The organism is Burkholderia sp. BCC0397, from assembly GCF_902832865.1.
Taxonomy (GTDB): domain Bacteria; phylum Pseudomonadota; class Gammaproteobacteria; order Burkholderiales; family Burkholderiaceae; genus Burkholderia.
Genome location: NZ_CADFDL010000006.1, coordinates 141010 through 165069, shown reverse-complemented (window position 1 = coordinate 165069; position 24060 = coordinate 141010). Strand labels below are relative to the sequence as shown.

At 67.1% G+C, this 24060-nt stretch carries 16 protein-coding genes, 1 pseudogene and 1 riboswitch; of the genes and pseudogenes, 12 read left to right on the top strand and 5 right to left on the bottom strand.

The window, feature by feature from the left end:
* Nucleotides 1–92 precede the first annotated feature (92 nt).
* Nucleotides 93–1538 (top strand): sialidase family protein, encoded by a 1446-nt coding sequence (locus HWX03_RS20210; RefSeq protein ID WP_175872420.1) that lies wholly within the window; start codon nucleotides 93–95, stop codon nucleotides 1536–1538.
* 69 nt (nucleotides 1539–1607) lie between these two features.
* On the opposite strand, the gene adhP is transcribed toward HWX03_RS20210, so the two are convergent.
* Entirely contained in the window at nucleotides 1608–2636 is a 1029-nt protein-coding gene (gene adhP / locus HWX03_RS20205; RefSeq protein WP_175872419.1) for an alcohol dehydrogenase AdhP, read from the bottom strand.
* A gap of 414 nt (nucleotides 2637–3050) precedes the next feature.
* Here adhP and HWX03_RS20200 point away from each other — a divergent pair, with 414 nt between their 5' ends.
* Together HWX03_RS20200 and otsA are read left to right on the top strand one after the other, a co-directional pair.
* Nucleotides 3051–5129, top strand: coding sequence for a TonB-dependent receptor (locus HWX03_RS20200; protein WP_244132702.1), 2079 nt, complete (start codon nucleotides 3051–3053; stop codon nucleotides 5127–5129).
* 554 nt (nucleotides 5130–5683) lie between these two features.
* Nucleotides 5684–7090 (top strand): alpha,alpha-trehalose-phosphate synthase (UDP-forming), encoded by a 1407-nt coding sequence (gene otsA / locus HWX03_RS20195; protein WP_174386587.1) that lies wholly within the window; start codon nucleotides 5684–5686, stop codon nucleotides 7088–7090.
* A gap of 172 nt (nucleotides 7091–7262) precedes the next feature.
* Here otsA and ftsH read toward each other — a convergent pair whose 3' ends face one another.
* Entirely contained in the window at nucleotides 7263–9227 is a 1965-nt protein-coding gene (ftsH, locus tag HWX03_RS20190; RefSeq protein ID WP_175872418.1) for an ATP-dependent zinc metalloprotease FtsH, read from the bottom strand.
* 465 nt (nucleotides 9228–9692) lie between these two features.
* Here ftsH and HWX03_RS20185 point away from each other — a divergent pair, with 465 nt between their 5' ends.
* Nucleotides 9693–11357, top strand: a complete 1665-nt coding sequence (locus HWX03_RS20185) for an acid phosphatase (RefSeq protein WP_175872417.1) — start codon at nucleotides 9693–9695, stop codon at nucleotides 11355–11357.
* 98 nt (nucleotides 11358–11455) lie between these two features.
* Here the strand turns inward: HWX03_RS20185 and HWX03_RS20180 are convergent, their stop codons facing one another.
* Together HWX03_RS20180 and HWX03_RS20175 are read right to left on the bottom strand one after the other, a co-directional pair.
* Nucleotides 11456–13321: a phosphoenolpyruvate carboxykinase (GTP) gene (locus HWX03_RS20180; protein ID WP_175872416.1), complete on the bottom strand. Its 1866-nt coding sequence runs from the start codon at nucleotides 13319–13321 to the stop codon at nucleotides 11456–11458.
* Nucleotides 13322–14157: 836 nt separating this feature from the next.
* Nucleotides 14158–15741: an isocitrate lyase gene (locus HWX03_RS20175; RefSeq protein ID WP_175872415.1), complete on the bottom strand. Its 1584-nt coding sequence runs from the start codon at nucleotides 15739–15741 to the stop codon at nucleotides 14158–14160.
* Nucleotides 15742–16134: 393 nt separating this feature from the next.
* Between HWX03_RS20175 and HWX03_RS20170 the strand changes: the two are divergent.
* The 8 genes and pseudogenes from HWX03_RS20170 (at nucleotide 16135) to HWX03_RS20135 (ending at nucleotide 23382) form a co-directional block, all read left to right on the top strand.
* Nucleotides 16135–16663 (top strand): annotated as a pseudogene (locus HWX03_RS20170) (YbaK/prolyl-tRNA synthetase associated domain-containing protein).
* A complete protein-coding gene (locus tag HWX03_RS20165; RefSeq protein WP_174430825.1) occupies nucleotides 16660–17298 on the top strand; it encodes a PAS domain-containing protein in 639 nt (212 codons plus the stop codon). The pseudogene HWX03_RS20170 and the gene HWX03_RS20165 overlap by 4 nt, the downstream one beginning before the upstream one ends.
* A gap of 66 nt (nucleotides 17299–17364) precedes the next feature.
* Entirely contained in the window at nucleotides 17365–18339 is a 975-nt protein-coding gene (locus HWX03_RS20160) for a threo-3-hydroxy-L-aspartate ammonia-lyase (RefSeq protein WP_175872414.1), read from the top strand.
* Between the two features lie 123 nt (nucleotides 18340–18462).
* Nucleotides 18463–18711 (top strand): hypothetical protein, encoded by a 249-nt coding sequence (locus tag HWX03_RS20155; protein WP_174430827.1) that lies wholly within the window; start codon nucleotides 18463–18465, stop codon nucleotides 18709–18711.
* A gap of 202 nt (nucleotides 18712–18913) precedes the next feature.
* Nucleotides 18914–19107, top strand: a riboswitch (cobalamin riboswitch).
* Between the two features lie 215 nt (nucleotides 19108–19322).
* The gene (locus HWX03_RS20150) at nucleotides 19323–21251 is read left to right on the top strand and encodes a TonB-dependent receptor (protein WP_175872413.1); all 1929 of its coding nucleotides are present in this window, start codon (nucleotides 19323–19325) and stop codon (nucleotides 21249–21251) included.
* 128 nt (nucleotides 21252–21379) lie between these two features.
* Entirely contained in the window at nucleotides 21380–21931 is a 552-nt protein-coding gene (locus HWX03_RS20145; RefSeq protein WP_244132701.1) for a TetR-like C-terminal domain-containing protein, read from the top strand.
* A 22-nt stretch (nucleotides 21932–21953) separates the two neighbouring features.
* The gene (locus tag HWX03_RS20140; RefSeq protein ID WP_175872411.1) at nucleotides 21954–22955 is read left to right on the top strand and encodes an alpha/beta hydrolase; all 1002 of its coding nucleotides are present in this window, start codon (nucleotides 21954–21956) and stop codon (nucleotides 22953–22955) included.
* A 7-nt stretch (nucleotides 22956–22962) separates the two neighbouring features.
* Complete coding sequence (locus tag HWX03_RS20135) at nucleotides 22963–23382, top strand: DUF6331 family protein (RefSeq protein WP_175872410.1); 420 nt, start codon at nucleotides 22963–22965, stop codon at nucleotides 23380–23382.
* Here the strand turns inward: HWX03_RS20135 and HWX03_RS20130 are convergent.
* Nucleotides 23379–24011 carry a LysE family transporter gene (locus tag HWX03_RS20130; RefSeq protein ID WP_175872409.1) on the bottom strand — a complete coding sequence of 211 codons (633 nt, stop codon included), beginning with the start codon at nucleotides 24009–24011 and terminating at the stop codon, nucleotides 23379–23381. The two genes, HWX03_RS20135 and HWX03_RS20130, sit on opposite strands and share 4 nt — an antisense overlap.
* Nucleotides 24012–24060: the final 49 nt, after the last annotated feature.

Sequence of the window (24060 nt, the reverse complement as noted above, 5' to 3'; positions counted from 1 at the left end):
TAACGACGTGTGCGGCACGATTGGCCGCGCGCCGGCTCGCGTTGTCTCGTCGTGCCCCGTCATCGCATCCGCACCTCACCGAGGAGTCGTCCATGCGACGCATGATCGTGTCCCATCCGCTTGTCACCCGCCTGTCCGCCGCGATGGCGCTGGCCGCCGCTGCCGCGGCGCACGCCGAGCCCGTCGTCGTGTCCGGCCCGAGCCCGTTCGCCGCGTGCACCATCGGCGGCCCGGGCACCAACTACGTGAATGCAGAAGTCGAACCGTGGCTCTCGGTCAACCCGGCGAACCCGAACAACATGATCGGCGTGTGGCAGCAGGACCGCTGGTCGAACGGCGGCGCCCACGGGCTCGTCGCCGGCTACACGTTCGATGCGGGCGCAACCTGGGCGCGCACGCCGCAGCCGTTCAGCGCCTGCGCGCCGGGCGGGCTCAAGTACGAGCGCGCGTCCGATCCATGGGTATCGTTCGGGCCGGACGGCACCGCGTACTCGGTGTCGATCTCGTTCAACCAGTCGAACAACGCCAACGCGGTCGGCGCGTCGGTCTCGACCGACGGCGGACAGACCTGGAGCAGCCCGGCCGTGCTGATCGCGAACGACGAACCGACGACGCAGTTCTTCAACGACAAGGAATCGGTGACGGCGAACCCGGTGAAGGCCGGCACCGCGTATGCGGTATGGGACCGCCTCGAGTTGCCGAACGGCAACCCGTATGCGAACCTGCACACGGCGGCGTACCGCGGGCCGACGTTCTTCTCGAAGACGGTCGACGGCGGCAAGACGTGGAGCCGCGCGAAGGTCATCGTCAACGTGCCGTCGCGTCAGCAGACGATCGGCAACCAGATCGTCGTCGATCCGAAGAGCGGCACGCTCTACGATTTCTTCGACCTGATCCAGCCGCCGTTCCGCAAGGCGGCCGGCAAGGTCGCGTTCATCAAGTCGACCGACGACGGCGCGACGTGGACCAAGCCGCAGGTGATCGCAGGACTGCAGACGGTCGGCGTCACGGATCCGAACACCGGCGAACCCGTACGCACCGGCGACATCATTCCGGAACCCGCGATCGACCCGGCCTCGGGGCAGCTCTACGTCGTGTGGCAGGACAGCCGCTTCAACGGCGGCACGTACGACGAGATCGCGATATCGACGTCGAAGGATGGCGGCGCGACCTGGAGCGCGCCGCAACAGCTGAACACGCCGACCGGGCGCCCCGCGTTCAATCCGTCGGTGCGCGTCGACAACACGGGGGCGGTGATGGTCACGTACTACGACTTCCGCGACCTGCAGGCCGGCAACACGACGACGCTGCCGACCGGCTTCTGGCGCAAGATCTCGCATGACGGCGGCACCACGTTCGCCGACGAGCGGCGCGTCGGCGGCCCGTTCGACATGAAGCTCGCGCCCAACGCCGAAGGGTTCTTCATCGGCGACTACCAGGGGCTCGACGTCCTCCCGTCGTCGTCGTTCCATCCGTTCTTCGTCCAGACCAACGCGGGCAACCTGACGAACCGCACCGACGTGTTCTTCGCGCCGTGACGCGAGGATGACCGTCACGCCGCCGCACGACGCCATGCGTCGCGTGGCGGCGTACGCCTGTTCAGGGCGTCAATGCATGTCGGTCAGCACGATGCGTCCGTCGACCTTCCCTTCCCGCAGCTTCGCGAATACGTCGTTGATGTTGCCGAGCCGGTCGCGGTGGATGTGCGCGCGCACCAGGCCGTCCGCCGCGAAATCGAGCGACTCCTGCAGATCGCGCCGCGTGCCGACGATCGACCCGCGCACGGTGATGCCGTTCAGCACGGTCGAGAAGATCGGCAACGGGAAATCGCCCGGCGGCAAGCCGTTGAGCGCCACCGTGCCGCCGCGCCGGACCATCCCGAGCGCCTGCGCGAACGCGCTGCGCGACACGGCCGTGACGAGCACGCCGTGCGCGCCGCCGATTTCCTTCTGGATCACTTTCGCGGGGTCGTCGGCCGACGCATCGATCGTCAGGTCCGCACCCAGTTGCCGCGCCAGCGCGAGCTTGTCGGGCGAGATGTCGACGGCCGCGACGTGCAGGCCCATCGCACGCGCATACTGCACGGCCACGTGCCCGAGGCCGCCGATGCCGGAGATCGCGAGCCACTGGCCCGGGCGCGTGTCGGTGACGCGAATGCCCTTGTAGACCGTGACGCCCGCGCACAGGATCGGCGCGATCTCGTCGAACGCCACCTGCGCGGGCAACTGGCCGACGTAATCGGGATCGGCCAGCACGTATTCCGCGTAGCTGCCGTTCACCGAATAGCCGGTGTTCTGCTGCCCATGGCACAGCGTTTCCCAGCCCGTGCAGCAGTACTCGCAATGGCCGCAGGCCGTGTAGAGCCACGGCACGCCGACGCGGTCGCCCTCGCGCACGTGCGTGACGCCCGCGCCGACCGCCGCGACGATCCCCACGCCTTCATGGCCCGGGATGAACGGCAGCGACGGCTTGACGGGCCAGTCGCCGTCGGCCGCGTGCAGATCGGTATGGCAAACGCCCGACGCCTTGATGTTGACGAGAATCTGGCCGGGCCCCGGTGCGGGGATCGGGACTTCCTCGATGCGCAACGGCTCGCCGAACGCGTGTACCACGGCCGCTTTCATGGTCTGGGTCATGCGTTGCTCCTGTCTGGTCGATGAGCAACCCAGTATCCGGTTTTGGAATCGGAGCACGTTGATACGCGTCAACGCATCGGGACGCATGCAACGGTCGACGCGGCTTCGCCACGACCGGCGTCGTTTGACGCGCAAGCGCGAGCCGGCAGTTGCACGCCGCCCCGCCGCTCCCGCGGCCCTTTCACCGATCCGACGGAAACCCGACGGGATCCTGCCATTCGGCTTGGAATTTGAGATGATATAACATATCATCTCGCGAGCTCGTCCGCCTGACGCCGTTCCAACCCAGGTGGCCGCGCGTCGCCGAGCCATGTTCCAACGGGTCATTGCGCGTCATTGACGCAACAATATATCGTATCTAGCGGTGACCCGCATCGCTCGTTATCCGATCCGATTCCAACCGATTCACCGACCATGCGCGACCTCCCTCGCTTACCGCTTCGCCCGCTCTCGTCCCTGTCGCTGATGCTGTTCGCCGCCGCCGCCCACGCGCAGACCGATGCGCCCGCCGCGTCCGGCACGCCGGCCGCCGCCCCGCTCGCCCCGATCTTCGTGACCGCGAACCCGCTCGGCGACACCGAACTGATCGCACCGACCGTCCAGCTTTCCGGCGATGCGCTGACGCGCCGCCAGGCCGATTCGCTCGGCGAAACGCTCAACGGGCTGCCTGGCGTGTCGACCACCACCTACGGGCCGATGGTCGGCCGTCCGATCATCCGCGGGATGGACGGCGACCGGATCCGGCTGCTGCAGAACGGCGTCGCGGCGTATGACGCGTCGTCGCTGTCGTACGACCATGCGGTGCCGCAGGATCCGCTGTCGATCGAGCGCGTCGAGATCGTGCGCGGCCCGGCCGCACTGCTGTACGGCGGCAACGCGGTGGGCGGCGTGGTCAACACGATCGACAACCGGATTCCGCGCGAAGCGATCCAGGGCGTGACCGGCGCGCTCGACGCGCGCTACGGCGGCGCGAATTCCGTGCGCGCGGGCGCCGCGCAGGTCGAAGGCGGCAACGGCCGCTTCGCGTTCCACGTCGATGCATTCGATCGCGAAACGAGCAAGCTGCGGATTCCCGGCTACGCACGCAGCAGCCAGCAACGCGCGATCGACGGCCCCGACACGCCGCAACCGGAAGGCAACGTGCCGAACAGCGACGGCCGCGTGCACGGCGGTGCGGTCGGCGCGTCGTACACATGGGCGGACGGTTTCGCGGGCCTGTCGTACAGCGGCTACGAATCGAACTACGGCTCGGTCGCCGAGGACGACGTGCGGCTGCGGATGCGCCAGGAACGCCTCGCGCTCGCGTCCGAGGTACGCAACCTGAGCGGGCCGTTCACGAAGCTGAAATTCGACTTCGCGTACACCGACTACCGCCACAAGGAAGTCGACAACGGCGAGACGGCGACCACCTTCCGCAACCGCGGCTACGAGGCGCGCATCGAGGCGCAGCACCGCAAGATCGGCCCGTTCGAAGGTGCGATCGGCGTGCAGTTCGGCCAGAACACGTTCTCCGCGCTCGGCGACGAATTGCTCGTGCCGTCCACGCGCACCAACAGCGTCGCGCTGTTCGGCCTCGAGGAATGGCAGGTGGTCCCGGCACTGAAGCTGAGCCTCGGCGGCCGCTTCGAGCACGTGAAGGTCGATCCCGATCCGGCCGGTGTCGAAAAATTCGCGGGCGCGCAGCCGCGCGACTTCAACGCCGGCAGCCTGTCGGCCGGCGCGCTGTTCTCGCTGACGCCCGTATGGTCAGTCGCGGCGAACGTCGCCTACACCGAACGCGCGCCGACCTTCTACGAGCTGTATTCGAACGGCCCGCACGATGCGACCGGCCAGTTCCTGATCGGCAACCCGAACGCGTCGAAGGAAAAGGCCGTGTCGACCGACCTGTCGCTGCGCTATGCGAGCGGGCCGAACCGCGGCAGCGTCGGCGTGTTCTACAACCGCTTCTCGAACTACCTGACCGAGTACAACACCGGCCGCGTCGTGGACGGCGACGGCGAGCCCGTCGCGCCCGGCACCGACGGCTCGCTCAACGAGGCGATCTATCGCGGCGTGCGCGCCGAGTTCTACGGCATCGAGCTGGACGGCAAGTGGCGTGCCTTCGCGCGGCGCGGCCACACGGTCGATCTCGAACTGACGGCCGACTACACGCATGCGCGCAACGTCGACACGGGGCAGCCGCTGCCGCGCATCGCGCCGCTGCGCGCGACGCTTGCAGCCGACTACGGTTACGGCCCGTTCGGCGCGCGTGCGCAGGTCACGCATGCGTGGTCGCAGCATCGCGTGCCCGACAACGACTTCTCGACGGACGGTTACACGTCGCTCGGCGTGATGGTGACGTACAAGTTCCGCATGGGCCCGACGCACTGGCTCGCGTACCTGCGCGGCGACAACCTGACGAACCAGGAGATTCGCTACTCGACTTCGGTCGTGCGCGGCTTCGCCCCGCAAGGCGGCCGCAGCGTAATGGCCGGACTGCGCACCACGTTCTAACCCCGGTACGGCTCGCGGCCCCCCGCCGCGGGCCTCTTACCGGCGCGAATCCGAGCCGGGTGACGATCACCGATATTCACCGGCATCGTCGAAGGCATCGCGCTCCAGACCAACAACGCGCCGCGTGCAACCGGCGTATCCAGCCTCGAGAATCGCTCCAGCCGATGCGATGCGATGCGCATGCCGTCATGCACGCATACGCATCGTCAGCACGCTCACGCGCGATTCGCCCCACTCGCCGCATGGCCTTGCGCACATTGCATCGCAGCGCGGCGCAAGTTTCGGTCCCGCTCGGGCATCGCCCGTTGCCGCACCGCCGCCATCGATACCGCGCGACCTGCCCGCCCGCATCGTCCGTCGACACGGACTTTTAAAACGCACGAATGACGAGTATCCTAAAAAGAGCACTTTTCGACCGGACGGCGAATCGCGTGCCCTGACTCCCGTCCGATCGCCCTGCGGCCCCGTCGTATCGCGCACCGCGCGCCGACGGCGGCGTCTGCCTCTCGCGCCCTGGCCGCACGAACCTTCCCCAACAATCTTCAGGAGAGCTGGTGAGCCGACTCGTCGTCGTATCCAATCGCATCGCAGATCCCCGTAAAGCCGCGGCCGGCGGCCTCGCCGTAGCCGTGAAGGACAGCCTGCAGGAAACCGGCGGCGTCTGGTTCGGCTGGAGCGGCAGGCTACGCGGCGGCGACGATCAGCCTCCACATGGCGACGACGTGCAGATCCAGAACGTCGGCGGCATCCAGCTCGCGACGGTCGATCTCGATCCGCAGGATTACGACGCTTACTATCTCGGCTACTCGAACAACGTGCTGTGGCCGGTGTTTCACTACCGGCTTGATCTCGCGCAGTTCGACCGGCGCTTCGCCGACGGCTACCGACGCGTGAACCAGCTGTTCGCGCGCAAGCTGCGCACGCTGCTGCGGCCCGACGACACCATCTGGGTCCACGACTATCAGCTGATTCCGCTCGCGGCCGAGCTGCGCGCGATGGGCTGCACGAATCCGATCGGCTTCTTCCTGCACATCCCGATGCCGCCGCCGCCGATCATGGCCGCGATCCCGGAGCACGAATGGCTGATGCGCTCGCTGTTCGCGTACGACCTCGTCGGCTTCCAGACCGAATCGGACCTGCTCCACTTCGAGCATTACGTCGAAGCGGAAGCCGGCGCGGCGCGGCTGCCGGACGGCCGGCTGCGCGCGTTCGGCCGTACGCTGTCGGCCGGCGCGTTTCCGATCGGCATCAACGTCGACGAATTCGAGTCGCTCGCGCGCGATCGCGACGGCATCGACATGTTCGATCGAATGCGCGACGAATATTCGCGCCGCCAGTTGCTGGTCGGGGTCGACCGGCTCGATTACACGAAAGGGCTGCCGCAGCGCGTGCATGCGTTCCGCGAACTGCTCGAACAGTATCCGGAGAACCGCGACCGCGCGACGCTGATCCAGATCGCCGCGCCGAGCCGCGAGGATCTCGGCGCCTACGACGACCTGCGGCGCGAGATGGACAGCCTGTGCGGCGCGATCAACGGCGACTACGGCGAGCTCGAATGGATGCCGATGCGCTACATTCACCGCACCGTCGCGCGCAAGCGCCTGCCGGGCCTCTACCGCGCGAGCCGGGTCGCACTCGTCACGCCGCTGCGCGACGGGATGAACCTCGTCGCGAAAGAGTTCCTCGCCGCGCAGGACGCGGCCGACCCGGGCGTGCTCGTGCTGTCGCGTTTCGCGGGCGCGGCCGAGCAACTGAAGTCGGCGCTGCTCGTCAATCCGTACGACACGCAAGGCACCGCGCAGGCGATCCAGCGCGCGCTCACGATGCCGCTCGAAGAGCGCCGCCAGCGTCACGCTGGGCTGATGGCGATCGTGCGCAAGACCGACGTGCACTGGTGGCGCACGCGCTTTCTCGCAGCGCTCACGGAAGCGGCCGAAGTGGCGGCCGCGACCGAATCCTGACGCGCTGACGCGCATTCACGCCGCCGTGGTCTCGTCGTGCAGTGCATTCCGCACGACGCCGTTCAGCCGACACGTGCGCGTCGCTCATGGCGACTCCGTGGCGGAAAAGAAGAAAAAGAAAGCACGGCGTCGGGATATCGACGCGCGCCGGCCGCCGGTTCGCGCAGCGGCTTCAGCGATCGCGTTCGTGCGGCCGGCCGTACGCGACGAAATCGCGCTCGACGGTGGAGGCCTGCTCCGTTTCGATCGCGCCGGCATCGTCGCCCGGCGACGACGAAGTGAATGAAGACGGTTCGATGCGCCCATCGATCAGCGCCTGCAGCGCATCGCGTTCGAGCACCTCGCATTGCAGCAGCCGTCGCGCGATGCGTTCGAGCGCGTCACGGCGTTCGCCGAGCGTCGCCGCCACGCGCGCATGCGCATCGGTCAACAGCGTACGCACCTCTTCGTCGATCATTCGCGCGATGTGCTCGCTACAGCGGCGGTCGCCCGCATGCCACGCGCCGGGCATGCCCTGGTGCGCGTCGCCGTCGTCGAACGTCGCGAGCCCGATCTTCTCGCTCATCCCGTACTGCATGACCATGTGGCGCGCCATCGCGGTCGCGCGTTCGAGGTCGTTCTGCGCACCGGTCGACACATCGGCGAACACGAGTTCTTCCGCCACGCGCCCGCCGAGCAGCGCATCGATCCGGTCGAGCAGCTCGCTGCGGCGCAGGACGTAGCGATCCTCGGTCGGCACCTGCTGCGTGTAGCCGAGTGCGGCGACACCGCGCGGAATGATCGACACCTTCTTCACCGGGTCGCAATGCGCACGGCTTTCCGCGACGAGCGCATGGCCGGCTTCGTGATACGCAATCGTCAGCTTCTCCTGCTCGTTCATCACGCGGCTCTTGCGCTCGAGGCCCGTCAGCGCGCGGTCGATCGCCTCGTCGAAGTCGGCCATGCCGATCGCCGGCTTGCCGAGTTCGGCCGCATGCAGCGCGGCCTCGTTGACGACGTTCGCGAGATCGGCGCCGACGAAGCCCGGCGTGCGCGACGCGAGCTCGCCGAGGTCGACTTCGGCCGCGAGCTTCACGCGCTTCACGTGCACGCCGAGGATCTGGCGGCGGCCGTTCACGTCGGGCCGGTCGATCGCGATGTGACGGTCGAAACGGCCCGGCCGCAGCAGCGCAGGATCGAGGATCTCGGGCCGGTTCGTCGCGGCCATGATGATCACGCCAGAGCCGGCCTGGAAGCCGTCCATCTCGACCAGCAACTGGTTCAGCGTCTGTTCGCGCTCGTCGTTGCCCGACATCGGGCCGACGCCGCGCACCTTGCCGAGCGCATCGAGCTCGTCGACGAACACGATGCACGGCGCCTTCTGCTGCGCCTGCTCGAACAGGTCGCGCACGCGCGCGGCGCCCACGCCGACGAACATCTCGACGAACGCCGAGCCGCTGATCGAGAAGAACGGCACGGCCGCCTCGCCGGCCACCGCGCGTGCGAGCAGCGTCTTGCCGGTGCCCGGCGCGCCGACGACGAGCACGCCTTTCGGAATCTTGCCGCCGAGCCGCTGGTAGCGATCGGGATCGCGCAGGAACGCGACGAGCTGCTGCAGTTCGGCCTTCGCTTCGTCGATGCCCGCAATGTCGTCGAACGTGATGCCGGTTTCCTGCTGCACGTACACGCGCGCGCGGCTCTTGCCCATCCCGGTAAAGTCCTGCAGCCCGCCGCGCCTGCGCAGCATCATGTTCCACACGAACACGAGCAGCATCAGCGGCAGCAGCCACGACGCGAGCGACGTGATCCAGCCGGTGTCGGGCGTGCCGTGATAGCGGATGCCGGCGGCGGTCAGCGTGTCGATCAGGTGTTCGTCGGTCACGCGGCTGGTCGTGAAGCGCCACGGCGTGCCGGCCTGCTGCACGACCGCCGCGTCGGACGCCGGCAGCATCGCGCCGGCCTGCGGCATCTTCAGCGCGCCCGAGATCGACGCAGGGCCGACCTCGAGATCGTCGACGAGCCGCGCGGCGACGAGCCGGTGGAAATCGCTGTACGCGATCGGTGTCGACGTCGGGTGCAGCATCAGCAACTGCGCGGCGAACAGCACGAAGAAGCCCGCCGCGATCAGCAATCCCGGGTAGTCGAATTTCCTGTCCATGGCATCGGGCCTGCCGTATCTGCTGCGCGGCGTGCGCTCACGCCGGCACGCGCGCGCAACCGGTACGCGGCGGCCGCCATGCGAAAACGGCATGCATCCACACCATCGTCGCCTCGCTGTCTCGCGTCGTTCGTCGCATCGATGCCGCTCGGCAACACCGTCGCCAGCGTTGCCGGGCGATCCTCGCCCGGGCGGCACGCCGCGACGCACCGCCCCTGATTCCAGTCTAGTTCGCGCACGGGCGTCGCGCACCGCTCGCCGTGCGAGAGTCGAATCGTCCGACGAACGGCTTTCATCTGCCCCCTTGCCGCGTTATAGTCGCGTTCATGACATTTTCGTGACAGTCGCATCGCGCCGCCGCGCGCGCTGCCGGCTGTTGCATTCCGCCCTGCGTCGCGGCAGCCCGCGCGGCGCCGGCGCGCATCGAACGACAGCGCCCACCCGCCTATCCGAGGAGCCCACGACGTGAACGACACCCCCGATCGCCCCGACGACCTTCCCGCCGATCCCGACCGCCGCCGTGTGCTCGGCGGCCTCGCCGCGCTCGGTGCCGGTGTCGCGCTCGCCGGCTGCGAAACCACCGGGGGCAACGCGCCGCGTTCGGCCGCCGACCTGCGCATCGACGAAGCGTTGCGCCAGCGCGTGCGCCACATCGTCGTGATCTATGCGGAAAACCGCAGCTTCTCGAACCTGTACGGCGATTTCCCGGGCGTGCGTCATCCGCTGAGCGAAGTGCGGCCGGAACACGCGCAGCAGCTCGATCGCGACGGCAAGACGCCACTGCCGGTGCTGCCGAAGATCTGGGGCGGGCTCGTGCCGCAGGCGCAGGAAGTGGACGGCAAGCGCTACGCGATCGCCGAGCGCGACATCGACAAGCTGCCGAACGCGCCGTTCCGGATCACCGACGCGCAGGGCCAGCCGCTGCCGAACGGCGTGATCACGCGCGACCTGTGGCACCGCTTCTACCAGAACCAGATGCAGATCGCGGGCGGCCGCAACAACCAGTTCGCCGCATGGGCCGATTCGGGCGGCCTCGTGATGGGCCATTACCGCAATTCGGCCGACACGCTGCGGCTGTGGAATCTCGCGCGGCAATACACGCTGTGCGACAACTTCTTCATGGCGGCCTTCGGCGGGTCGTGGATGAACCACATGTTCCTGATCTCCGCGCAGCCGCCGCGGTATCCGGACGCGCACAAGCATCCGCATGCGGCGAAACTGCTGTCGAAGGTCGAAGACGACGACCCGGCCGGCACGCGCCTGAAGCTCGCCGACGATTCGCCCGCGTCCGCGCTCGACGGCCCGCCGAAGTTCGCGGTCGACGGCCCGCTGACGCCGGATGGCTATGGCGTGAACACGATGGCGCCGCCGTACCAGCCGAGCTACGTGCCGCCGCCCGATCCGGGCAACGCCGCGTATGCGGATCCGGCCGACCATCGCGTGATGCCGCCGCAGGGCTACGCGACGATCGGCGACCGCCTGTCGGAAAAGAACATCGACTGGGCGTGGTACAGCGGCGCGTGGCAGTACGCGCTCGAGCATCGCGACACGGGCACGGTGCCCGATTTCCAGTACCACCACCAGCCGTTCAACTACTTCGTGAACTACGCGCCGGGCACCGAAGCGCGCCGCCAGCACCTGCGCGACGCGGGGCTCGGCGACGAACCGTCGACCAACCGCTTCATCGCCGACATCGACGCGGGCCGCCTGCCGGCCGTCACGTTCTACAAGCCGCAGGGCAACCTGAACATGCATGCGGGCTATGCGGACATCGAATCGGGCGACCGTCACATCGCGACCGTGATCGACCATATCCGGCGCGGGCCGCAATGGGAAAACACCGTGATCGTGATGACGCACGACGAGAACGGCGGCTGGTGGGATCACGTCGCGCCGCCGGTCGGCGACCGCTGGGGCCCCGGCTCGCGGATTCCGGCGCTCGTGATCTCGCCGTTCGCGAAAAAGGGCTTCGTCGATCACACGCTGTACGACACGAACTCGATCCTGCGCTTCATCAGCCGCGTGCACGGCCTCGCGCCGCTCGACGGCGTGATCCTGCGCAACAACGCGTTCGCCGCACGCGGTGAGACGCCGCCGGGCGACCTGACGAACGCGCTCGATCTCGGCTGACCGCCGGTCGATCGCAGGAAACGACAACGCCCCGGGCCGTGCGATGGATGGCCCGGGGCGTTCATGCCGCTTTCAGGTGGTGACGTCGATGCCTGTCGTCAGCCGCCGATACGCTGCTCGATCTTCTTCATCGTGTCGGTCATTTCAGCCGGCAAGCGCAGCTTCAGCGTATCGAACAGCGCCGCATGCAGCTTCAGCTCCTCGCGCCATTCGTCTGCGTTCATCGACGTCACCGCATCGAACTGATCGCGCGTGAAATCGAGGCCGTCCCAGTGCAGGTCTTCATACGCAGGCGACACGCCGAACGCATGCTCGCCGCCACCGCCGGTGCCTTCGAGACGATCGAGCATCCACTTCAGCACACGCATGTTCTCGCCGAAGCCCGGCCACACGAACTTGCCGTTCGCATCCTTGCGGAACCAGTTCACGCAATAGATCCTCGGCAGCGTCGCGCCGGCGGCTTCGAGCTGCTTGCCGAGTGCGAGCCAGTGCGCGAAATAATCGCTGACGTTGTAGCCGCAGAAAGGCAGCATCGCGAACGGATCGCGGCGCACGATGCCCTGCTGGCCGACGGCTGCTGCGGTCGTTTCGGAGCCCATCGTCGCGGCCATGTACACGCCTTCGACCCAGTCGCGCGCCTCGGTCACGAGCGGCACCGTGGTCGAGCGGCGGCCGCCGAAGATGAACGCATCGATCGGCACGCCGGCCGGGTTTTCCCAGTCGTCGTCGATCGATGGGCACTGCGCGGCCGGCACGGTGAAGCGCGAGTTCGGATGCGCGGCCTTGCGTCCGGTTTCCTTGCCGATCTCGGGCGTCCACGGATTGCCCTGCCAGTCGGTCAGCTTCGCGGGCGGCGTGTCGGTCAGCCCTTCCCACCACACGTCGCCGTCTTCCGTCAGCGCGACGTTCGTGAAGATCACGTTTTCCTTCAGCGTGGCGATCGCGTTCGGGTTGGTCTTCACGCCCGTGCCCGGCGCCACGCCGAAGAAACCGGCTTCCGGGTTGATCGCATACAGGCGGCCGTCACGGCCCGGCTTCAGCCACGCGATGTCGTCGCCGATCGTCGTGACCTTCCAGCCGTCGAAGCCTTCCGGCGGAATCAGCATCGCGAAGTTGGTCTTGCCGCACGCGGACGGGAACGCGGCCGCGACGTGATACTTCTTGCCGGCCGGCGACGTCACGCCGAGGATCAGCATGTGTTCGGCGAGCCAGCCCTGATCGCGGCCCATCGTCGATGCGATGCGCAGTGCGAAGCACTTCTTGCCGAGCAGCGCGTTGCCGCCGTAGCCCGAGCCGAAGCTCCAGATCTCGCGTGTTTCCGGGAAGTGCACGATGTACTTGACCGGGTTGCACGGCCACGGCACGTCCTGCTGGCCGGCTTCGAGCGGATGCCCGACGCTGTGCACGCACGGCACGAAATCGCCGTCCTCGCCGAGCACGTCGTACACGTCGCGCCCCATGCGCGTCATGATCCGCATGTTCACCGCGACGTACGGGCTGTCGGACAACTCGACGCCGACGTGCGCGATCGGCGAGCCGAGCGGGCCCATCGAGAACGGCACGACGTACAGCGTGCGACCGCGCATCGAGCCGCGGAACAGCCCGTTGAGCGTCTCGCGCATTTCGGTCGGATCGATCCAGTGGTTGGTCGGGCCGACGTCGTCGCGCGACGCCGCGCAGATGAACGTGCGATCCTCGACGCGCGCGACGTCCGACGGATCGGATTGCGCGAGATACGAGTTCGGGCGCTTCGCCGGGTTCAGGCGCGTGAGCGTGCCCTGGTCGACCATCGCCTGGCACAGCGCATCGTATTCTTCCTGCGAACCGTCACACCATACGACGCGCTCGGGCTCCGTGAGCGCAGCAATGCGCGATACCCAGTCGATCAGCTTGCGATGTTTGACGAAAGCCGGCGGAGCGATCAGCGGGCCGTGTGTCGCTTCGGCCAAAGTGTTTTGCGACATAGGAATGTCTCCAGATTATTGGGCGGGGATGGGGGTGCGGGGCGAGCCCGCGAGATGGGGAATGCGTGCGGAGCGCAGGAAGATGCGGCACGCAGGACAGACGCGCGAACGAAGCGCGCGTCGATGCCGCGATGCGTGCGAGAGAAGGTGAAGTCTCGTTAGAGGGTGCGAACGCGAGTTTCGCCATGCATGCAACCTGCCATACAACTCCATGCCGGCCAGCATACCATCGCCGTTATTGGGCCGGCGTTGCGTTGCAACAAGAAACAACTGTGACCGCGCACCGGCATGCGCGTTGCAGGCCGGGTGCTTGTTACGGCGTCGTCGCGCGCGCTTTGGGGACGAAACGGCCGCGACGTCCGCCCCGCAAGGGTTTCGCGCGAGCGGCAATTTCAACCTGCGGCTCGTGCATGCCGACCACGCGAACGCGCGCCGCACGAATTAGCGTTTTTGCTACTCAGGCAAACCCTGAATTAGGTTGCGTACACAAACATCGTGATCGAATACCCGATGCAGCCACTGCTCATCACGGTGCGCGCAGCAATCCGGGGTAATACGCGCCCGGCTACGACGCGAATCGTCGACGCGTGCTTCCGGTCGCCGCGATGACCGACCCGCCTGCATGCTTCGACGCGGTGGCAACGACGCAAAATTCCAGCGCAACGTGTGCCGAGATGATGGACAGCTGCGGGCGCTTCATCGATGTCGACAAGATCGCCGGGGTGCCGACGAGCCTGTACGTCGTGAAGGCCGTGCGCGGGTAACGCGCCGGCTTGGGCAGACAAAAAAAACGCCAGCCCCGAGGGGCTGGCGTCGTGCTTCGGGTCGGACGACGATCAGAACTGGTTCATCGTGTTGTCCTTGCCCGCTGCCTTCAGCGCCGCTTCGCCGCTGAAGTATTCCTTGTGATCGTCACCGATGTCCGAGCCGGACATGTTCTGGTGCTTCACGCAGGCGATGCCCTGACGGATTTCCTTGCGCTGCACGCCGGCCACGTAGCCGAGCATGCCCTGGTCGCCGAAGTATTCCTTGGCCAGGTTGTCGGTCGACAGCGCAGCCGTGTGGTACGTCGGCAGCGTGATCAGGTGGTGGAAGATGCCTGCTTCACGCGATGCATCGGCCTGGAACGTACGAATCTTTTCGTCGGCGAGCTTGGCCAGTTCGGTTTCGTCGTATTCGACGCTCATCAGTTGCGCACGGTCGTACGCCGACACGTCCTTGCCTTCAGCCTTCATCGCGTCGTAGGCCTGCTGACGGAAGTTCAGCGTCCAGTTGAACGACGGGCTGTTGTTGTACACCAGCTTCGCGTTCGGGATCACCTTGCGAATCTCGCTGACCATGCCGCCGATCTGCGCGATATGCGGTTTTTCGGTTTCGATCCACAGCAGGTCGGCGCCGTTTTGCAGCGCGGTGACGCAATCCAGCACGCAACGTGCTTCGCCCGTGCCGGCGCGGAACTGGAACAGGTTGCTCGGCAGGCGCTTCGGACGCAGCAGCTTGCCGTCGCGCTTGATGATGACGTCACCGTTGCCCAGTTGATCGGCCGACAGTTCTTCGCAATCGAGGAACGCGTTGTACTGGTCGCCCAGGTCGCCCGGCGTGTTGGTCACGGCGATCTGCTTGGTCAGGCCGGCGCCGAGCGAGTCGGTACGGGCCACGATGATGCCGTCGTCCACGCCCAGTTCCAGGAACGCGTAGCGGATCGCGCGGATCTTCGCGAGGAAGTCCTCGTGCGGCACCGTGACCTTGCCGTCCTGGTGGCCGCACTGCTTCTCGTCGGACACCTGGTTTTCGATCTGGATGCAGCATGCGCCCGCTTCGATGAATTGCTTGGCCAGCAGGTACGTTGCTTCCGCGTTGCCGAAACCCGCGTCGATGTCGGCGATGATCGGCACGACGTGCGTGACGTGGTTGTCGATCTTTTGCTGGATCGTGGCCTTGGCGGCCGCGTCCTTCGCGGCATCCAGCTCGCGGAACAGGCCGCCCAGCTCACGGGCGTCGGCCTGGCGCAGGAACGTGTACAGCTCGCGGATCAGCGCGCTGACCGAGGTCTTTTCGTGCATCGACTGGTCCGGCAGCGGGCCGAATTCCGAGCGCAGCGCGGCGACCATCCAGCCCGACAGGTACAGGTAGCGGCGTTCGGTGCTGTTGAAGTGCTTCTTGATGGAGATCATCTTCTGCTGGCCGATGAAGCCGTGCCAGCAGCCCAGCGACTGCGTGTACTTGGACGGATCGGCATCGTACGCGGCCATGTCGGCGCGCATGATCTTCGCGGTGTACTTCGCGATGTCCAGGCCGGTCTTGAACTTGTTCTGGGCACGCATGCGAGCGGCATATTCGGGGCTGATGGCATTCCACGCGCTGCCGTGGTTTTCCTTCAAACCAGCCACTGCCTTGATGTCGTCTTGATATTGGGACATGTCTATCTCCTGGGAACGAAGCGCATTTGAGTAAAGGATTCAGCGTGCCCGCCGCGTGTGACGAAGCGAACTGCATGGACTCAATAGTAATCCTGTCCGGCGCGATTTCTGCCAAGTCTTATATAAGACATAAGATATAAATTTCTGTTGTTTTTCAATGAGATAGCCAGGCGTTTTTGCGATGCAAAACACGGTTTCAAGCGGCGGTAAAACGCGGCAGCAGGAATTCGGCACGAATCCCGCAATATGAAATGCCCTTTCGGCTGCTGAAGAACGGGCCCGCTTCGACCACGCCCGGGCAACGACGACCGCCATAGCTATGACGAAACGTCTATACTTGGACGATTCTTTGATCCGCGCGCGCCAGCGTGTCGGTCTGCCTCCCGGAGCGACATGAACGACTCTCCCGTTTTCGATACCCTTTGCGAACTGCTGAATACATCCGGCGCGCGTTTCCGCGTGCTCGAGCATCCGGCGGAAGGCAAATCCGACGCGATCGCCGCGCTGCGCGGCACCCGCCCCGAACAGGGCGCAAAGGCGATGCTCTGCACGTTCAAGGATGGCGGCGACACAGCCGCTCGCGGTGATTCCCGGCCACCTGAAGATCGACTTCCGCAAGGTCGCCGATGCGGTCGGCCTGCGCAAGGCGACGCTCGCGTCGCCCGACGTCGCGGCCGCCGTCACGCGCTGCGTGATGGGCGCCGTGCCGCCGTTCGTGTTCGATTCAAACGTGACGCTCGTCGTCGATCCGGCGCTGGTCGAGCGCAACGCCGAGATCGCGTTCAACGCGGGCCGCCTCGACCGCTCGGTCGTGCTCGACGCGGCCGACTATGTCCGGATCGCGCGCCCGCTGCTGGCCGACATCACGCGACCGGAAACGACGGAAACGACTGACACGCCCGCCCCCCAGGACCACGCATGAGCACGAACCGCAAACCACTGCCGTCGGAGCAGGCATCGCTGATCGAGCAGGTGCAGCGCATCGCCGAAGGGCTCGGCGAGATGTTCGCGCCGTTCACCGAGGTCGTCGTGCACGACCTGCGCACGCCGGAGCACGCGATCCTCGCGATCCACAACAACCTGTCCGGACGCGCGGTCGGCGATCCTGCGACCGAACTCGGCCTCGCCCGCATCGCCGACGACGAGTTCCCGCAGGTGCTCGCGAATTACCCGAACCGCTTCGCCGACGGCCGCACCGCGAAAAGCACGTCGATTGGCATCAAGGATTCGACCGGGCGCTACGTGGCCGCGCTGTGCCTGAATGCCGACGTCACGCTGTTCCGCGGCTTCCAGGGCATGCTCAACCAGTTCTGCCGCACGGACGGCGAAACCGTCGTCGAAACGCTCGACCCGGCCAGCGCCGACGCGATCCGGCAGCGCATCGACGCATTCGCGACGCGCCTCGCGACGACGCCGCGCGAGCTGAAGACCGACCAGCGCCGCGAGCTGATGCAGACGCTGAAGACCGACGGCTTCCTCGAGGTGCGCCGTGCGATGGAGATCGTGTCGCAGCATCTCGGCGTCTCGCGCGCCACCGTCTACAACGATGCGAAGTGACGCACCGCGTCCGGCTTTGCCGTTTTGCGTCTCCCGTTGACTGATCTTTTCGACCCTCGAGCGACCATGAACTCTCCGACTCTCCCCACGTACGACGACGTCGCCGCCGCCGCGGCCCGGCTCGAAGGCCACGCGCACCGCACGCCGGTGATGACGTCGCGGACGATCGACGACGCGCTCGGCGCGCAGGTGTTCTTCAAGTGCGAGAACCTGCAGCGCATGGGCGCCTTCAAGTTCCGCGGCGCGTTCAATGCGCTGTCGCGCTTCAACGCGGAACAGCGGCGCCACGGCGTCGTCGCGTTCTCGTCGGGCAACCATGCGCAGGCTGTCGCGCTGTCGGCGCGCATCCTCGGCATTCCCGCGACGATCGTGATGCCGCAGGACGCGCCGGCCGCGAAGATGGCCGCGACGCGCGGCTACGGCGGCAACGTCGTGACCTACGACCGCTACACCGAGGATCGCGAGCAGATCGGGCGCGCGCTCGCGGAACAGCACGGGCTCACGCTGGTTCCGCCCTACGATCACCCGGACGTGATCGCCGGCCAGGGCACCGCGGCCAAGGAACTGTTCGACGAAATCGGCCCGCTCGACGCGGTGTTCACGCCGCTCGGCGGCGGCGGGCTGCTGTCGGGCACCGCGCTCGCCACGCGTGCGCTGTCGCCGCATGCGAAGCTGTACGGCGTCGAGCCCGAAGCCGGCAACGACGCCCAGCAATCGTTCCGGTCCGGCACGATCGTGCACATCGACACGCCGCGCACGATCGCCGACGGCGCTCAGACGCAGCACCTCGGCAACCTCACGTTCCCGATCCTCCGCCGCGACGTCGACGACATCCTGACCGCGACGGACGCGGAACTCGTCGACTGCATGCGCTTCTTCGCCACGCGGATGAAGATCGTCGTCGAGCCGACCGGCTGCCTGTCGTTCGCCGCCGCGCGGCGGATGAAGGACGCGCTGCAGGGCAAGCGCGTCGGCGTGGTGATCAGCGGCGGCAACGTCGATCTCGAGAACTTCTGCGCGCTGGTGTCGGCACCGGCCTGACCGTCGCGGCGCGCATGAAGATGCGTGTCATGCGCGCACCGCCGAGCCTTCACGTCGCGTTAAGTTTCGCGCCCTAGACTGATTACGTCGTCCCCGAAGTCAGTCAGTCGTGTAGGAGTCGCCATGAATACGCACGCGATCGTCGCCGCCGCCCTGGCGGCCGCTTCCCTGTCGGCGTTCGCTCAACCGGGCGTGACGTCATCCGGTTTTCCCGCCGCCTCGCCTCACCCTGCAGTCGGGCAAGCGATGCACCGCTCGCCCGCCGCGTTGCCGCCCGCCGGCTTCGTGCTCGCGAAGATCGATCAGAACAATACGCCGCCCGACCGCGGCGGCGACCCGGGCGGCCGCACGCACGGCGGCACGCATATGTAACGACACGCGCCGGCCGCCGGCATTCGGAACGACGGCCGCCGGTTCCGGCGCGACGGCATGCGTTCGAACCCGGCCGTTTCTTCAGACCTGAAAACCCTGTCCGGGCACATCGAACGAAAGGATTTGGAAAGCCGACGCCGACCAATGACGTTTTTTCGCATCCGCGCGCGACCGGACGATTGACGCGCCCGAGCGCCCGCCATTACCCTTGCGCGCTGATGGTTCCCAGGGATGGGATCAAAAGGGAACGCAGCAGGGGCAACGCCCCGAATCTGCGGCTGCCCCCGCAACTGTGAGCGGCGAATCCGTGCCACTGCATGCCACTGGGAAACCGGGAAGGCCGGCACGGACGACGACCCGCGAGCCAGGAGACCTGCCATCGACCCGAGGTCCAGCAGCCGCACCGGGCGGGGTGTCCCGATGCGCGAGGCACCGCCCCTGGCGGCCGCCCGTTGCATGGACGACCCGACCTCAGGATCCGTCAGATGTCCTTCGTTCCAGAATCCGCTTCCCGGCCGGAAGCGCCGCACCGACACGCCGTCGGCATGTGTCCCCTGTCCACACTCCGCTCACGATCGTCGTACGCGCCACACGCTTTGTCCCGCCGCTTCATGAACATTCGTCACCTGCTTGCCACGTCCGCCGCCACCGCGCTGTTTTCCCCGCTCGCCCATGCGGCCGGCGACACGGCGCCTGTACAACCCGCCGGGCCGGTACAAGGCGCGGACCTGCCGACGATCAGCGTGACCGACACGCGGCACCTGCCCGAATCGTTCGACCGGCGCTATGCGTCGACGCAGGTGCTCACGCGCGAGGATCTCGACCGGCTGTCGCCGACCGACCCGAGCATCACGCAGGCGCTCGCCACGCTGCCGGGCGTGACCGTCGCGCAGAACGGCGGGCCGGGTTCGTCCGCGTCGGTCAGCATCCGCGGCTCGTCGGCGAGCCAGGTCGCCGTGTTCATCGACGGCATCCGGATCGGCTCGCCGACCACCGGCATCGCGCCGTGGGCCGACCTGCCGACCGAAGCGTTCGAGCGCGTCGAAGTGATCTCCGGCCCGGCCGCCGCGTCGTTCGGCAACAACGCGATGGGCGGCGTCGTGCAGCTCATCACGCGCCGCGCCGCCAACCAGCCGAACCAGACCACCGTGTCGTTCGGCGGCGGCTCGAACAAGACGTTCGACACGCAGTTCCGCACGTCGGGCACGGTGCCGTCGACGGGGCCGCTGGCCGCGCTCGGCGGGCTCACCTATTCGCTCGGGCTGCACGACTACAACACGGCCGGCATCGATGCGACGCGGCCGTTCTTCTACGGCCACGAAGACGGCCGCAATCCGTATCACGCGCAGGATCTCGATGCGCGGCTCGGCTATGCGCGCGACAACTGGTCGATCTCGACGTTCGCGCTGTACCACCGCTCCGATCTGTCCTACGACAACAGCGGCTACGCCAATCGCGAACTCGATCATCAACTGACGACCGGCGTCGCGTTCCATCTCGACATCACGCCCGATACGCAGTTCGACCAGTCGTTCGGCTATGCGAACGACCGCCAGTTCATCCATGCGGACAACCCGGCCCTCGCGACGGACCAGATCAATTCGCAGCGGATCAGCACGTCGACGTCGCTGACCCATCAGGAGCACGGATTCCACCTGTTCGGCCTGCCGCTGTCGGGCGAATCGAAGCTCGCCTACGACTTCACGCGCGAACAGGCGTTCCTGCCGGTCGATATTCCCGGCGGCGTACCAACGCGCAACGATTCCGCGTTCTCGCTGCACCAGTCGGCGACGCTCGGCAGCGTGACGATGTTCGTCGCCGGCCGTCACGAGATCATCGCCGGGCAAGCGGTGAACATCGGCAACGCCGCGCTGTCGTGGGCGATCACGCCGGTCTACACGGCGCGCGTGTCGTACGGCAATGCGTTCCGCCTGCCGACGTTCAACGACCTGTACTACCCCGGCTACGGCAACCCGACCCTCAGCCCGGAACGCAGCACGTCGGTCGAGGCCGCGCTCGACGCGAACACCGCGTACGGCACGTTCACCGCGGCGATCTACGACACGCGCGTCAACAACCTGATCGCGTACAACCCGGCGACGTTCTCGCCGATGAACATCGGCCGTTCGCACATTCGCGGCATCGACCTGTCGTACAAGGGGACGATCGGCCGCTCGACGCCGGTGAGCGTCGCGGTCGGCATCCTGAATCCGCAGGACGAGACCAACCAGACCTGGCTCAGCCGCCGGCCGCGCCAGACGGTCAGCCTGAACGTCGACCACACGTGGGACGAACTGAAGCTGCATGCGCTGAGCACGGGCGCGTCGCTGCTGTACGGCGGCTCGACCTTCGACGATCCGGCCAACCGGCAGTATCTGGCGTCGTACCTGACGGTAAGCCTGCGCGCGTCGTACCGGATCAATTCGCACCTGACGGTGTCGGCGTCGCTGTCGAACCTGTTCGACCGGCAGTACATGACCGCGTACGGCTACAACACGCTCGGGCGCACCGCGTTCGGCAAGGTCAGCTATACGTTCTGACGGCCCGGCACATCGGCGCAACGCGCCACACCGGCACGCGCGGAAAATTGACATCGCAGCAAAAACTAATAGAATTAGTTTTTTGACTAACCTGCATAGTATTCGTCATGGCGCGTGCCGGCATTACCGTGGACAAGCTCGTCGAAGCCGGCGCGCAGCTCGCCGATGAAAGCGGCTTCGAGCAACTCACCGGCGCGGCGCTCGCGCGGCATTTCGACGTCAAGCTGGCGAGCCTGTATTCCCATATCCCGAGCTTCGACGATCTCAAGAGCCGCATCGCGCTGTTCGCGCTGCAGGAGCTGGCCGATCGCGCCACCGACGCGCTGGCCGGCCGCACCGGCAAGGACGCGCTGGCCGCGCTCGCGAACGTCTATCGCGACTACGCGCGTGCGCATCCGGGTCGCTTCGCGGCCGCGCGCCATCCGGTGAGCGCCGAGCGCGCCGCCGCGAGCGCGGGCGGGCAGCTCGTCAGGATGACGTCGGCAGTGCTGCGCGGCTACGACCTGCCGGATACCGAACAGGCGCATGCGATCCGCCTGCTCGGCGGCTTCTTCATGGGCTACGTGACGCTCGAAAGCGCCGGCGGCTTCTCGCACAGCCCGCCGGATGCCGACGCGTCGTGGTCGCGCAGCCTCGATGCGCTCGACGTGATGCTGCGCCACTGGCCTTCGGCCGCATGACGCACCGAACGGAACCCAAGCGATGAAAGACAAACCAGACGGCGTCGTGCTGCCGAGCCGTGTCGTGCCCTTCCCGACCTCGATCAGCGACGAAGCGCGCGCGGCGCTGCAACGCCTGACCGGCGACGACGGCGTGCCGCTGAATGCGTTGCACGTGATGCCGGCCCGGGACGATGTCGACGCGTGGATGCGCGTGAAGGCCAGCGCCGACGCGCATTACGCGGCCGCGGTCGAGCAGCTCGCCGGCTATTTGCGTTCGAGCGTCGAGACGATCCGCGTCGGCGATGCGGACGTGCACGTCGCGACACCCGAAGCGGCGGCCTCCAGCGCCTACGCGACCATCGACCTGCATGGCGGCGCGCTGGTCGTCGGCGGCGGCGCCGCGTGCCGCGCCGGCGCGCAGATGCAGGCCGACCGGCTCGGCATCCGCTGCTACGGCGTCGACTACCGGATGCCGCCGGAACACCCGTATCCGGCCGCGCTCGACGACTGCATCGCGACCTATGCGTACGTGCTGGAACGTTACGCACCGGAAAACGTCGTCATCGGCGGCCGTTCGGCCGGCGGCAATCTCGCTGCCGCGATGGTGCTGCGCGCCCGCGACGAAGGCCTGCCGCCGCCGGCCGCGCTCGTGCTGCTGTCGCCGGAAGCCGACCTGACCGAATCCGGCGACAGTTTCGAGACCAACCGGCTCGTCGATGTCGTGTTGCCGGGGCCGCTGATGGCGAACAACCTGCTCTACGCGAACGGCGCCGATCTCGCGCATCCGTACCTGTCGCCGCTGTTCGGCGATTTCGCCGCCGGCTTCCCGCCGACCTTCATCCAGAGCGGCACGCGCGACCTGTTCCTGTCGAACGCCGTGCGCCTGCATCGCGCGTTGCGGCGCGCGCAGGTGCCGACCGAGCTGCACGTGTTCGAGGGGATGCCGCATGGCGGGTTCATGGGCGCGCCGGAGGATATCGAGCTGAGCCACGAAATCGCGCGCTTCGTGCACGCGCACCTGCATTTGCACGCATCGAATTGAGCCGAAGATGAACGGAAACGCACACAAGAACGACATCGGCATCGGCCCGGATCGCTGGATCGAATGCGGTGACCTGACAGGCGATCTCCGCAATGCGATTGAGATCGACCCGCATCTGGCGGCCGTCATGCCGTTGATCGACGCGCTGGAAATCCACTGCGTCGCAGGATGCTGCGGCATCGACGCGTTCGGCTTCTGGCCGGACGAAATCGCCGTTGCGCTCGACACGTGGGATCCCGCTGCGCTGACACGGCTCGTCGACGATCTGCTGTCGGTCCAGCATGTGATCGATGCGTTGCCGTCCGATATCGTCGTCAGCATGCGAATCAACCAGTACTGTCGGAAAACGGTGATGCTCGAGCTGCTCGCCCATATCCGGACGACGGTCGACGCGATCCGGTCGACCCGCGCGGCCCCGCGCGCCTAGATCAGCCCGCGCACGCCCGCGACCAGCTGGATCGCGCCGAATACCGCGACGACGGCCGCCGACACGCGCGACAGCCCGTGCATGAACGCGAACGACATCCTCGCGCGCAGCGCGGCGGTCGCGCTGCTCAGGCACAGCCACCACGTGGCCGAGCCGACGAACACGCCGGCGACCATCCACGCCACGGTCGTCCACATCGCGCCTGCCTGCGCACCCGGCAGCGGGCCGAGCGCCGCGAAGATCCCGACGAACGACACGATCGTCATCGGGTTCGACAGCGTGAGACCGAACGTCGTCAGGAAATCGCGCAGGACAGTCGTACGCGGCAACTCGCGTTGCCCCGCCGGGGCGGCCGGCGCCTGGCGCGCGATGGTCCACGCGAGCCACACGAGAAACGCGCCGCCGCCGATCTTCAGGCCGACTGTCAGCATCGGGAACGCGGTGACGATGCCCGCGACGCCCAGCGCGCCGAGCAGGCCGTAAATCGCATCGGCGCACGCGGCGCCGATGCCCGTCGCGAATCCCGCCTGGAAGCCGCGGCTCAGGCTGCGCTGAATGCACAGCATGCCGATCGGGCCGACCGGCACCGCGATCGACAGCCCCATCACGACGGATTTGATGAACAGCATCGCCTGCTCCTTCCAACATCCAGTGGATCGAACAGGCATCGTAGGGAAA